The organism is Streptomyces sp. H27-H1, assembly GCF_026627445.1.
Taxonomy (GTDB): Bacteria; Actinomycetota; Actinomycetes; order Streptomycetales; family Streptomycetaceae; genus Streptomyces.
Genome location: NZ_JAPNLJ010000026.1, coordinates 26,185 through 38,978 on the forward strand (window position 1 = coordinate 26,185; position 12,794 = coordinate 38,978).

At 72.4% G+C, this 12,794-nt stretch carries 11 protein-coding genes and 1 pseudogene; 9 read left to right on the forward strand and 3 right to left on the reverse strand.

Going from position 1 to position 12,794, the window contains the following annotated elements; genetic code table 11:
• Window positions 1-534: 534 nt before the first annotated feature.
• Both OTB20_RS25695 and OTB20_RS25700 read right to left on the reverse strand, forming a co-directional pair.
• Window positions 535-1,251 (reverse strand): response regulator transcription factor, encoded by a 717-nt coding sequence (locus tag OTB20_RS25695; RefSeq protein ID WP_267820894.1) that lies wholly within the window; start codon window positions 1,249-1,251, stop codon window positions 535-537.
• Entirely contained in the window at window positions 1,248-2,477 is a 1,230-nt protein-coding gene (locus OTB20_RS25700; protein ID WP_267820896.1) for a sensor histidine kinase, read from the reverse strand. The genes OTB20_RS25695 and OTB20_RS25700 overlap by 4 nt, the downstream gene beginning before the upstream one ends.
• A 139-nt stretch (window positions 2,478-2,616) precedes the next feature.
• On the opposite strand from OTB20_RS25700, the gene OTB20_RS25705 reads away from it, so the two are divergent.
• Both OTB20_RS25705 and OTB20_RS25710 read left to right on the forward strand, forming a co-directional pair.
• Window positions 2,617-3,021, forward strand: a complete 405-nt coding sequence (locus tag OTB20_RS25705) for a DUF4190 domain-containing protein (RefSeq protein WP_267820898.1) — start codon at window positions 2,617-2,619, stop codon at window positions 3,019-3,021.
• A 5-nt stretch (window positions 3,022-3,026) separates the two neighbouring features.
• Window positions 3,027-4,511: an alpha/beta hydrolase gene (locus OTB20_RS25710; protein WP_267820900.1), complete on the forward strand. Its 1,485-nt coding sequence runs from the start codon at window positions 3,027-3,029 to the stop codon at window positions 4,509-4,511.
• Between the two features lie 119 nt (window positions 4,512-4,630).
• Here OTB20_RS25710 and OTB20_RS25715 read toward each other — a convergent pair whose 3' ends face one another.
• On the reverse strand, window positions 4,631-5,743 hold the full coding sequence (locus tag OTB20_RS25715; protein ID WP_267820902.1) for a glycerol dehydrogenase: 1,113 nt from the start codon (window positions 5,741-5,743) through the stop codon (window positions 4,631-4,633).
• A gap of 310 nt (window positions 5,744-6,053) precedes the next feature.
• Here OTB20_RS25715 and dhaK point away from each other — a divergent pair, with 310 nt between their 5' ends.
• From dhaK to OTB20_RS25750, 7 genes and pseudogenes are all read left to right on the forward strand, one after another.
• Window positions 6,054-7,061 (forward strand): dihydroxyacetone kinase subunit DhaK, encoded by a 1,008-nt coding sequence (gene dhaK / locus OTB20_RS25720; RefSeq protein WP_267820903.1) that lies wholly within the window; start codon window positions 6,054-6,056, stop codon window positions 7,059-7,061.
• Window positions 7,062-7,105: 44 nt separating this feature from the next.
• A pseudogene (dhaL, locus tag OTB20_RS25725) lies at window positions 7,106-7,846 on the forward strand (dihydroxyacetone kinase subunit DhaL); the annotation flags it as partial.
• Window positions 7,820-8,329, forward strand: coding sequence for a PTS-dependent dihydroxyacetone kinase phosphotransferase subunit DhaM (locus tag OTB20_RS25730; RefSeq protein ID WP_267821023.1), 510 nt, complete (start codon window positions 7,820-7,822; stop codon window positions 8,327-8,329). The pseudogene dhaL and the gene OTB20_RS25730, both read left to right, overlap by 27 nt.
• Before the next feature lie 230 nt (window positions 8,330-8,559).
• A complete protein-coding gene (locus OTB20_RS25735; protein ID WP_267820905.1) occupies window positions 8,560-9,510 on the forward strand; it encodes an STM4015 family protein in 951 nt (316 codons plus the stop codon).
• Window positions 9,507-10,646, forward strand: a complete 1,140-nt coding sequence (locus tag OTB20_RS25740) for an STM4014 family protein (RefSeq protein WP_267820906.1) — start codon at window positions 9,507-9,509, stop codon at window positions 10,644-10,646. Before OTB20_RS25735 ends, OTB20_RS25740 begins: the two co-directional genes overlap by 4 nt.
• A 1-nt stretch (window position 10,647) precedes the next feature.
• Entirely contained in the window at window positions 10,648-11,466 is an 819-nt protein-coding gene (locus tag OTB20_RS25745; protein WP_267821025.1) for an STM4013/SEN3800 family hydrolase, read from the forward strand.
• Entirely contained in the window at window positions 11,463-12,791 is a 1,329-nt protein-coding gene (locus OTB20_RS25750) for an STM4012 family radical SAM protein (RefSeq protein ID WP_267820908.1), read from the forward strand. The genes OTB20_RS25745 and OTB20_RS25750 overlap by 4 nt, the downstream gene beginning before the upstream one ends.
• Window positions 12,792-12,794: the final 3 nt, after the last annotated feature.

Sequence of the window (12,794 nt, forward strand, 5' to 3'; positions counted from 1 at the left end):
CCTGACGCAGGGGGGTGTAAGCAATCACGAAGTCGGCTCTGTCGCTGATCTTGTGACGGGGGGGCGGGTCAGGGCGTGAGAAGCATGCGTTTGCGGAGGAAGTCGAGGTTGGCTCGTCCGAATCCTTGCCTTTTGAGGAATTTCACCCGTGTGACCTGTCCTTCGACCTGGCCGGAGGCGACCGTTCGCCGAGCCGTTCTCCCGGCTGCCCGCCCCGCACGCACGGTTCACCACTCGGCTCAACCACGCCCTGGAGCGAGTGGGCCTGGCGCCGGCCGGGCGGGCCGGCGCCAGGCTGGCCGCCCAGCTGGGCTTCGGCGCGGGAAGGATGACGCGGTGCCCCCGACGCTATGTACATCCTTAGCAGGGCCTCGGCCGAGCTGTGGAGACCTGCGTCGCCGCCCACCGCGACTGCTCTGAACACCATCACCGACCACGACATCCACCTGCTGTCCCAGCACCCGGTCGGCCCCTCCGCTCACGTAGCTGTCGCGACGTGACAATCGGTGGTCCGGAGCTGTGGCCTGCGGGCTGTCAGTCGTTGAGGCCGGGGACCACCAGGCCGGATTCGTAGGCGATGACCACCGCGTGTGTCCTGTTCTGTGCGCCGAGCTTGGTCAGCACGTTTCCCACGTGGGTCTTCACCGTCTCCAGGCTCACCGTGAGCGCCCTCGCGATCTCCGGGTTGGACAGGCCCGTGGCCATGCTCCGCAGCACTTCTTCCTCCCGGTCCGTCAGTGCCGCTCTGGGTAGCGCCTCGGCGGAGTCCAGGGGGCGGGCGGTGACCATGCGGCGCAGTGCCGAGGGGAAGAGGATCGCTTCTCCCGACGCCACCACCCGTACCGTCTCCGCTATCTGGCGGACCGGCAGTCGCTTGAGCACGAACCCGGCGGCGCCCGCGCTGAGCGCCGCGGTGACGTAGTCGTCGTTCTCGAAGGTGGTGATCACCACGACCTTCGGCGGTGCGGTGGCCGGGTCGGCGAGGAGTTGCCGGGTGGCCTCGATGCCGTTGCAGCGCGGCATGCGTACGTCCATCAGAACCACGTCGGGGCGCAGTCGCCGCGCCTGTTCGACCGCGTCGACCCCGTCGGCGGCCTCTCCGACCACCGCGATCCCCGGCTGAACCCCGAGCAGCATCCGCAGACCGCTGCGGGTCACTTCGTCGTCGTCCGCGATCAGGAGGGTGACGGGGGTGTCAGCGGGATCGGTGGCCGCGCTCGCGTCGGGGGCGGCCATGCCGGTGCCACTCATACCGATGCCGATGCCGGTACCGGCAGGCGGACCGCCAGGCGCCAGTGCCGCGTCCCCTGCGGGCCCGCCTCGATCTCGCCATGCAGCAGCCGCACGCGTTCGGCGAGACCGGGCATGCCGTGCCCGGACGTCGGGAAGGTGCCCGGGCCCGCGCTCGTCGGCGGCCCGGTCCTGTTGACCACCCCCAGCTCAAGACTGTCCGGGGTGGCCTCCACCCGGAGCTCGATCGGACCGCCCGCCCCGTGCCGTAGCGCGTTCGTCAGGCCCTCCTGCAGGATCCGGTATGCCGCCCGGGAGAGCGTCCCCTGTACCTGTGCCCAGTCGCCCGACAGCTCCGGCTCCACCGTCGCGCCCGTGTGCCGCAGCCGGTCGATCAGCTCGGGCAGGTCGGCCAGGGTGCGGGTCGGTGCCGTCTCCGCCCGCTGATCGCGCAGCACACCCAGTACGTAGTCCAGGTCCTCCAGAGCGGCCCGGGACGACTCCTCGATGCTGCGCAGGGCGGCCCGCGCCGTCGCCGGGTCGGCGGTGAGCACCTCGCTCGCCACCGCCGCCTGGATCGTGGTCGCCGTCAGTGTGTGACCGATCGAGTCGTGCAACTCGTGGGCCAGCCGGTTGCGTTCGGCCAGCGCCCGTTCCCGCTCGGCCGCCAGCGCGAGCCGCTCGGCCGACGAAGGCCCCAGCAGCCTGGGCGCCAGTCGGCACAGGGCTCCCGTCACGACCACGCACGCCACCGCGGCCAGCAGCAGGCAGCACAGCCCCAGCGCCCAGCTCTGCCAGCCACCGTCCGCCCGCAGTGACCAGCCGAACAGGCTCAGCTCCGCCTCAGCACCGAGCCAGCCGGACGGAAGGGTCACCCCCATGAGCAGCAGCACCCCACTGGTCAGTGCCCCCGTCCACCCCAGCGTCACGTGCAGCAGCAGCCACAGCGGAGTCCGCCAGCGGTCGCCGCCCGACGCCGCAGGGTCCGGCAACGGCACCCCCAGCAGCCTGCGGGCGCACGCGATCAGCGCCCGCCGCGTGGTGCGGGCCAGACCAACCGTACCGATCAGCACCGCCCAGACCAGGAGGGTCAGAAGGGCCTGCATGCCATAGGGAGCGTCTGGCCACACCAGCGTCGGCAGCATGGCGAAAGGCAGCAGCGGAACGCTCGCCAGAGCGCCGCAATAGGCGAAGAACATTCCCGTGTACGTGGAGCCGCGCAGCAGCGGCCTGATTCCCCAGATCATGATCCGACCAGTATGACCGGCCGGCCGGCCGGGGCCCTCCCCCGATCGGGGGAGGAAATCCTCCCGCTTTCCCGCGATGTGCGCTCACGTCTCCCGGAACCAGAATCAGCCCCCTGAACACTCGACCGGAGGATGGCTGATGAACACGCAGGGGACCCAGATGCCGCCGTACGACACGGCACCGGCCCGGACCGGTGGGACGGTCCCGCACCGCCCCCACCCTCAGGGCCCCAAGAACCGGCCGGCCGGAGCCGCCATGGTGCTGGGCGTCACCGGCCTGGGCACCTCGGTCTTCTTCTTCGGCGGCCTGCTCGGCCTCGTCGGCCTGGTCCTCGGCATCATCGCCCTGGTGAGAAGCGGTCCGACACGGAGCGGCCGGGGCAAGGCCATCACCGGCGTGGTGACGTCAGCCGTCGCGATCGTGGTGGCCGTCCTGGTTGCCTTCTTCATGGCCTGGTACGCGAACGAGACGCAGGAGTGCTACCGGCCCGACAGTTTCCAGCAGTACGAGCAGTGCGTCCGCCAGCAGCTCACGGGGAACTGATCCTGATGCGGAATCCACGAGTAGCGTCTGTCCTGGCTTCCGGTGCCGCGGCTGTTCTTCTTTCGGTGTCGATTCCCGAAACGGCCTTCAGCGCATCCGAGCCGACCGCAGCGCACCACAGGATCCGATGGCAGCGGTGCGATGCGGGCAGCCCCGCCTCCTTTCAGTGCGCGACTGTCCAAGTACCGCTGGACTACGGCGATTCCGGCGGCAGGACGATCGGCATCGCGATCTCCCGGATCAAGGCGGGCAGTGCGAAGGAACGGCGCGGAGTTCTGCTGCTCAACCCCGGCGGACCCGGCGGACCCGGCCTGGACCTGCCCGTGGAGCCGGCACTGCGCCTCTCGCCGGCGGTGAGGAGACAGTACGACCTCATCGGGTTCGACCCCAGGGGCGTCGGGCACAGCTCTCCCGTCAGCTGCGGGCTGACCGACGACGACCGGGACACCGAACGCCCGTACAAGGCCGGGACCTTCGCGAGGGATGTGGAGCGGGCCCGTACCGTGGCCGCCAAGTGCCAGGCCGCGGCGGGCGGCACACTGCGCCACCTCACCACCCGCAACACCGCGCGCGACATGGACGCGATCCGCGCCGCTCTGGGCGAGAAGAAGATCTCGTACCTGGGGATGTCCTACGGCACCTATCTCGGAGCCGTCTACACGCAGCTGTTCCCCCGGCGGACCGACCGGTTCGTGCTGGACAGCGCCGCCGACCCCGCGGGCTACGGGCGCGGCATGTTCACCGCGAAGGCCAAGAGGGCCGAACTCGCCTTCACACGGTGGACCCGGTGGACGGCCCGGCGGCACACGGCGTACGGTCTGGGCCGCACACCGGCCGCGGTCCGCAAGACCTTCTGGGACCTCGTCACCAGGGCCGACCGCACCCCATTCGAGGACGGCGGGGCGCTGTTGACCGGTGACGGCATCCGCGCTCAGCGCGCCGTGTTCGCCCGCGTCCAGCAGGCCGCCTCCTGGGTCGCCGGGCTGAAGAAGACGGCCGACGGCAAGAACCCCAGGACCTCCGGGCAGGCAACGGGCCCCGTCCCTCCGGCGTCCGCCCGCGACGTTCCCCCGGACAACGATGACGCGAGCGCCTGGGCCGTGCTGTGCGCCGACACCCGGGCGTCATGGCCGAGCGATCCGCAGCAGTACCGCCACGACGCGATCCGCGACAGGACCCGGTATCCGCTGTCCGGCGATTTCGACGCCAACATCAAGCCGTGTGCCTTCTGGAAGCCGGGCAGCGAGCCCAGAACGGCGGTGAACAACAAGGTTCCCGCGCTCATCGTGCAGAACGAATGGGACCCCCTGACGCCCCTGGCCGGAGGCCGGGCCATGCACCGGGCACTGCACGGCTCCCGGATGGTCACCGTCGCCGGCGGGGAGGGGCACATCGTCAACGGCGGCAATTCCTGCGCGGACACGAGTGCCATGGCCTACCTGGCCACGGGCAGGCTCCCGGGCAAGGATCTGACCTGCCGGGCCGACTGAACCTCGTTGGCGGCGACGAACGTCGTGTCATGAAGCCACCATTGAGATCCCCCACGCGCGCGGAGCCCCGCAGGACGGCCCGGCAGAGCGGCCCCTGAGGACCGACTCCCTCGCTCGCGCTACTTCCCGGCGCCGGCGCGGGCGTACGCGTCGCCCGCGATCAGGGCGTCGGCGACCATCTCCGGGGTCACTGGGAAGGGCATGTTGTGCGTGGTCTCGCCCTCCGCGGTGGCCGCGCGACCGATGGCGAGGAGCTCCTCGCGGTCCGGGTCGCCGAGGCCGACCTCGGCGAGGGTGGTGGGCAGGCCCACGGCGCGGCTGAAGCGCAGGTAGGTGTCCAGCTCGTCGGTGGGGGCGCCTTCCAGGATCAGCTGGGCGAGGGTGCCGATGTTGACCTTCTCGCCGTGCATCATGCCGTGCACCTTGTGCGAGACGGTCAGGCCGTTGTGGATGCCGTGCGCGGCGGCGAGGCCGCAGGACTCGAAACCTAGGCCGGACAGGAGCGTGTTGGCCTCCGTGATCTTCTCCAGGGCCGGGGTGACCACGTGCGCCTCGGCGGCCAGCCGGGCCTGGGGGCCGTACTCCATGAGGGTCTCCCAGCACAGCCGGGCGAGTGCCAGGGAGGCTTCGGTGGCGAGACCGCCGGCCATGGCGACCCGGTTGGCGGCCACGCAGACGCGGGCCTCGTACCAGGTGGCGAGGGCGTCGCCCATTCCGGAGACGATGAAACGGCTCGGCGCGGCCGCGACGAGCGCGGTGTCGACGAGGACCAGGTTGGGGTTGCGCTGGAAGAAGGAGTAGCGCTCGAAGGCGCCCCCCTCGGTGTAGATCACGGCGAGCGCGCTGGTCGGCGCGTCGGTGGAGGCCACCGTGGGCGCCGACACGACGGCGATGTCCCCGAGCGCGTGGCCGACGGCCTTCGCCGTGTCGATGGCGGTGCCGCCGCCGATACCGATGATGACGTCCGCTCCGGCGGCCTTGGCCGCGGCGGTTACCCGGTCGATCTCCTTCTGGGTACAGAGCCTGCCGAAGACCTCCTTGGTCAGCTTGACCCCGGCTCCGGTGAGGGAAGCGGTGACGGCCGCGTCCACGAAGCCCCAGACGCCCTTGTCGGCGAGCACCACGGCGTTCGTCCCGAGCCGGGCGGTGTGCTCACCCAGGTCGTTCATCGCTCCGGCGCCCTGCACGTACTTGGGCGGGCTGATCATCATGCGCGTACCGACGGTCTTCACGTGAATCCTCCTCATTGTGAATTCATTTCCGCTTGCTCATTCATCCCTATCACGGATTCCGGCCTCGACCGAGATATGCACGGTCCCCCTGCGGACGGGCCCTTCTGCGCCCGGATCCGGGACCAAGGACCCCAGCTGCCCGCAGGGTTCACCGGAGTAAAGTTCCAGCCAAGTGCCCCGGAAGCGGCGGCGGATCGGCGACGGTGCCGAGTTAATACCGTCCCGCAATTCCTATTTCCGCTCCGGAGCGGCGTAACGAGTTCCGCGTTCCGCGTGCCGTTTTTGAGGAATTTTGAGGAAAGAGGCCACCGTGAAGAAGCTCATCAATTCCCCCGAGAGTGTCGTCTCCGACGCGCTGCGCGGAATGGCCGCCGCTCACCCGGGGCTCTGCGTCGAGGCGGAGAAGGGCATCGTCACGCGGGCCGCCGGGGCGGCCGGGGATCCGGCGGGGAAGGTGGCCCTGCTGTCGGGCGGCGGCAGCGGGCACGAGCCGCTGCACGCCGGGTTCGTCGGACGCGGGATGCTGGCGGCGGCCGTGGCCGGCCCGGTCTTCACCTCCCCGGTGCCGGACAACATCGCGCGCGCCACCTGCGCGGTCGACGCGGGTGCGGGCGTGCTGCACATCGTGAAGAACTACACGGGCGACATCCTCAACTTCACGATGGCGGCGGAGGACTGCGAGGACGAGGGCGTCGAGGTCGAGCAGGTCGTCGTGGACGACGACGTGGCCGTCGCCAGGACGCAGCACGGACCGGGCCGCCGCGGCACCGGCGCCACCCTGTTCGTGGAGAAGATCGCGGGCGCCCTCGCCGAAGAGGGCGCCACGCTCGCCGAGGTGGCCGCCGTCGCCCGCAAGGTCAATGAGAACGCGCGCAGTTACGGCGTCGCCCTGACTTCCTGCACCACCCCTGCCAAGGGCAGCCCCAACTTCGCGCTCGGCGAGGACGAGATCGAGCTGGGCATCGGTATCCACGGCGAGCCCGGCCGCGAGCGCCGCACGCTCATGAGCGCCGCCGAGACCGCCGAGGCGATGCTCGACGCCATCCTCGCCGACCTCCCGGAGGCGGCCGGCGCCCCCGTCATCCTCCTCGTCAACGGCCTGGGCGGGACCCCGCCCGTGGAGCTGTACATCATGCGCGCGGAGGTCGAGCGGGTGCTCGGCGAGCGCGGGATCACCGTGGCCCGCTCCCTGGTCGGCAACTACGTCACCAGCCTGGACATGGCCGGCTGCACCCTCACCCTGTGCCGCGCCGACGAGGAACTGCTGCGCCTGTGGGACGCCCCGGTGAACACCCCGTCCCTGCGCTGGGGCTGCTGACCCGCCCGCGCTTCCCTTCTCGACACTCTTCAGGAGCCATCTCCATGACCGCCACGCCCGCCACCCCGACGACCCCCACGACCCCGGCCGCACAGAGCCCCGTTGAGACGGCGGTCCAGACGTCGGCGCAGACGTCGGCGCAGACGTCGGCGCAGGCGCCCGCGCTGGACACCGCCTACTTCCGCCGCTGGATCGCCGAGACCAACCGGCTCGTACGGCGGGACAGCGCCCGCCTCACCGAACTGGACGCGGTCATCGGCGACGGGGACCACGGGGCCAATCTGGTACGGGGCTTCGGCGCCGTCGGCGCGGCCGTGGCCGAGCAGCGGCCCACCACCCCGGGGGCGCTCCTGACACTGGCCGGCACCACCCTGACGAACACTGTGGGCGGCGCCTCCGGACCGCTGTTCGGCACCGCCCTGCGCCGCACGGGCAAGGCTCTCGGCGACACCGGGGCGCCGACCGCGGCGGAGCTGGGGGCCGCGCTCGGCGCCGGGCTGAAGTCGGTGCGGAAGCTGGGCGGCGCCGAACTCGGCGACGCCACGCTGGTGGACGCCCTGGCTCCCGCGGTGGAGGCACTGACCGAAGCCGCCGGGGCGGGCCGGCCGCTGCGCGAGGCCCTGGACGAAGCCGTACGGGCGGCCCGGACGGGCGCCGACGCCACCGAACCGCTCGAAGCCCGCAAGGGCCGGGCCAGTTACCTCGGTGAGCGCAGCATCGGCCACCAGGACGCCGGGGCCAACTCCGTGGCCCTGCTGATGGAGGCGCTGCGCACCGCGGTGGACGCCCCCGAGACCGAACTCGCCGCCACGGAGCCGGCCGTCGCCGATGCTCCGGTGGAGCGGCAGGCGGCGAAGACCCGTACCGGCCGGGTCGGCGTGGTGCTCGTCTCGCACAGCAAGGCGGTCGCGGAGTCGGTGGCGGCGCTGGCTGGCGCGCTGCTCGGCTCGGTCGACCCGGCTCCGCTGGCGGTCGCGGGCGGCACCCCCGACGGGGGGATCGGCACCAGCGCGGAGCTGATCACGGCGGCTGCCCTGGCGGTGGACGAGGGCCAGGGCGTGGCGGTGCTGTGTGACATGGGCAGCGCGGTGCTGACGGTGAAGTCCCTGCTCGGCGAGGAGCCCTCACAACTGCCCGACGGCGCCCGGATCGTGGACGCGCCGTTCCTGGAGGGCGCCGTGGCCATCATGCTCACCTCGGCGATCGGCGGGGACCTCGACGCCGTACTGGCAGCCGCCGAGGACGCCCGCGGCTACCGCAAGCGCTGACCGCACCCCCGATGCCGGTGGGCGCCCTCCGGTGGGAGGGCGCCCACCGGCCGCGTGCGGTGGCGCGTCCCGACCCCGGTGGCGCACGGTCCGGCGCGACCCGTCGGTGTCGAGCGGGACTGGCGGAAGGCGGTCCCGCGCCCCTGGCCGTCGGGGATGTCGGTGGGGCTTGGTAGAACTGTTGTCGCACCCCGCACAGGGCCCCCGCCGCACCGTCAGGAGCAACGCACATGACCATCGGGAATCACCTGAGCGAGCTGGGCGGCCTGCCCGCCTTCGACTTCCCGGGGCCCGGGGACACCCGCGCGCTGCCCGAGCCCGACGCCGTGGCCTGGCGGGTCTCGGTGGACACGTACGACTCCGAGGAGGAGTGGCCGCAGGCCTTCGCCCGGTTCACCGAGTCCGTGGACACCCGGCAGGTGCGCGCCCTGATCGTGGGCGGCTGGCCCGATCCGTACGAGGCCTCCAGCGCCGGGATCGTCGACGTGCTCGCCGGTGCTGCCGGACAACTCCCGGCACTGCGGGCGCTGTTCGTCGGTGACATCACCTTCGAGGAGTGCGAGATCTCCTGGATCCAGCAGTCGGACGTGAGCCCGCTGCTGCGGGCCTATCCCGCGCTGGAGGAGTTCGGGGTGCGCGGCGGCGACGGCCTGGTCTTCCCGCCCGTGGTGCACGACGCGCTGCGCGTCCTGCGCATGGAGAGCGGCGGTCTGCCCAGGGAGGTGGTGCGCGGGGTCGCCGTGAGCGAACTGCCCGCGCTCACCGAACTCGACCTGTGGCTGGGCACCTCCGAGTACGGCGGGGACGCGGAGGCCGGCGACCTGGCGCCGTTCCTGAGCGGCGAGCGGCTGCCGTCGCTGCGCCGCCTCGCGCTGCGCAACAGCGAGATGCAGAACGAGGTCGCCGCCGCGCTCGCCACCGCTCCGGTCGTGGACCGGCTGGAGGTACTGGACCTCTCCATGGGGATCCTGGACGACAAGGGCGTCGAAGCGTTGCTGGCCGGTCGCCCTCTCACCCACCTCACCAAACTCGACCTGCACCACCACTACGTGAGTGCGCCGCTCCGGGAGCGGCTCTGCGCGGCGCTCGCCCCGCACGGCGTGGAGGTCGACCTGGGCGACGTGCAGAGCCCGGACGTGCACAACGAGGACGAGTACCGCTACGTCGCGGTGGCGGAATGAGCCCTTCGGCTCCCGCCTTCGCCGTCGTCGGCAATCCCGGCAACCGCCGGGTCGCCCTCTTCCAGGACGCCGTGCGCGCCGCCGGGCTGCCCGGGGCGCGGGTGGTTCCGTGGCTGGACGTGCTGGACGGCCGGGCCGTCTTCCGTCCGGGCGAGAGCGTACGGATCGACTCGCCCGGAGAGGACCCCGAGGTGGAGCGGCTGCTGCGCGGGGCCGCCGACACCACCAGGGTCGAGGGCACCGGACGCTGGTACCGCCGGTTCACCGCGGCCGTGCACGAAGTGGCGCAGGCGGTGCGGTCGGCCGGCGGCACGCTGTGGAGCGATCCGGACGAGCTCGGGGTGCTGTTCGACAAGCGGCTCTGCCACGGGGTGCTGGCGGCTGCCGGGACGCCCGTACCGGCCTCCCCGACCTCGGGCCCGGACGCGGTCCGCGACCCGGTGCGCGGCTGGGAGGACGTCCGGGCGGTGCTCACGCTCCCCGGCTTCCGGCGGGCGTTCGTGAAGCTCGCGCACGGCTCCTCGGCTTCCGGGGTGCTCGCGGTGGAGACGGGCGCGGGCGGCCGGATCCGCGCCACCACCTCCGTGGAGCGGACCTCCTCGGGGGCGCTGCACAACTCGCTGCGCCTGCGGCGGTACGAGGACGAGCGGGTGATCGGCGCCATCGTCGACGCCCTGGCCCCCGACGGCCTGCACATCGAGCGGTGGCTGGCGAAGGCTTCCCAGCAGGGGCGCGTGGCCGATCTGCGGGTGGTGGTCGTCGGCGGCCGGGCCACCCACGCCGTGGTCCGCACCGCCGCCGGTCCGCTGACCAACCTGCACCTCGGCGGTACCCGCGGCGATCTCGCGGCCACCGTCGCCGCCGTGACCGCGGCGGGGGGCCACTGGGAGAGGGACGCGCTCGCCGTCTGCGAGCGGGCGGCGTCCTCCTTCCCGCGCACGCTGTGCGTCGGGGTCGACCTGCTCCCCGCGCTCGGCTGGCGGAGTTTCGCCGTGGGCGAGGTCAACGCCTTCGGTGACCTGCTGCCCCGGCTGACAGGACTGCCCGGCTCGCCCGCCGAGGGCCTGGACACCTATGCGGCCCAAGTGGCCGCCGTACGACGGGATCAGCATGTCCGTGCCCCCGCCCGACCCTGACATGAACGAGGTCGTCGGCCGCGACGACCTGCTGCTCGTCACCCTCGACACGCTGCGCTACGACGTGGCCGCACGGCTGGCCGCCGAGGGGCGGATCCCCAACCTGGCGGCGCGGCTGCCCGGCGGGGTATGGGAGCGGCGGCACGCGCCCGGGAGTTTCACCTACGCCTCCCACCAGGCCATGTTCGCGGGCTTCCTGCCCACCCCCGACGGGCCGGGCCCGCATCCGCGGCTGTTCGCCGCCCGGTTCCCGGGCAGTGAGACCACCGCCGGGCGCACCTGGGTGTTCGACACCCCGGACCTGGTGTCGGGGCTGGCCGGGGCGGGCTATCGGACGGTGTGCGTGGGGGGCGTCGGCTTCTTCAACAAGGCGGCCGCGCTGGGCTCCGTACTGCCCGGGATGTTCCAGGAGTCGCACTGGGAAACGGAGTTCGGGGTGGCGTCGGCTACCTCCTTCGAGGCCCAGGTGTCCCGCGCCGAGCAGGTCGTGGCCGGGTTGCCGCACGACCGGCGGCTGTTCCTCTTCCTGAACGTATCGGCGATGCACCAGCCCAACTGGTTCCACTCGCCCGGCGCCACGGCGCGGGACGGGGACTCGTGGGAGACGCACGCGGCGGCGCTGGAGTATGTCGACCGGCACATCGGGCGGCTCTTCGACGCGATGCGCGCGCGCCGCCGCTGCTTCGCGATCGTCTGCTCCGACCACGGAACCACGTACGGGGACGACGGGTACACCGGGCACCGCCTCGCCCACGAGGCGGTCTGGACGGTCCCCTACGCGCAGTTCCCGTTGAACCACAAGGAGCCCCACCCCCGATGAACTTCGACACCCCGTACGAGAGTTACGTGTACGCCTATCCGCACAAGACGGCGTACCGGCCGCTGCCCGAGCGGCCGGAGCTGCGCGGGCTGTGGGCGGGCCGGCCCAAGGACGCCCTCTCGCTCTACCTCCACATCCCCTTCTGCGAGGTGCGCTGCGGGTTCTGCAACCTGTTCACCCGGATCGGCGCGCCGGAGGGGCTGACCACGGCCTACCTCGACGCGCTGGAACGGCAGGCGAAGGCGGTCCGGGGCGCCCTGGGCGAAGAGGAGCCCGTGCGGTTCGCGGCGGCGGCCTTCGGCGGCGGGACGCCGACCTTCCTGACGGCGTCCGAGCTGGAACGGCTCTGCGATATCGCGGAGAAGGCCGCGGGCGCCGATCTGCGGGCGGCGCCGCTGTCGGTGGAGGCCTCGCCGGCCACGGCCACCGCGGACCGGCTCGCCGTCCTGGCCGACCGGGGCACGACCCGGCTCAGCCTGGGCGTGCAGAGCTTCGTGGCCGACGAGGCCCGCTCCGCCGTGCGTCCGCAGAAGCGGGCGGAGGTGGAGGCGGCCCTGTCGCGGATCCGGGACGCGGCGATACCGGTGCTCAACATCGACCTGATCTACGGCATAGACGGGCAGACGGAGGAGAGCTGGCGGTACTCCCTGGACGCGGCGCTCGCCTGGCGGCCGGAGGAGCTGTACCTGTACCCGCTGTACGTGCGCCCCCTGACCGGTCTGGGCCGGCGGCCGGCCGATGCCTCGTCCGCCGGGTGGGACGAGCAGCGGCTGCGGCTGTACCGGGCCGGGCGGGACCACCTGCTGGCCGCCGGGTACGAGCAGGTGTCGATGCGGATGTTCCGCCGCACCGGGGCCCCCGAGGAGGGCGCCGACGACTACGCCTGCCAGACCGACGGCATGATCGGCCTCGGCTGCGGCGCCCGCTCCTACACGGCCGAGCTGCACTACTCCTTCGACTACGCGGTCGACATGCGGCAGATCCGCACGATCGTCGACGACTACGTGCGGCGCCCGGAGGCGGACTTCGCGCGGGCCGAGCACGGCCGGTGGATCGACGCGCGGGAGGCCCGGCGCCGGCACCTGCTGCAGTCCCTGCTGCAGGCGTGCGGCATGCCCGTGAGCGAGTACCGGGAGCGGTTCGGGAGCGGTCCTCGGGAGGACTTCCCGGCAGAGCTGGCGGCCTTCGCGGAGCGCGGCTGGCTCGTGGACGACGCGGAGCTGCTGCGGCTGACCCCGGAGGGGCTGGCGCACTCGGACGCGGCCGGCCCGGCGCTGTTCTCGGCGGACGTACGGGCCACGATGGCCGCGTACGAGCGCAAGTGACGG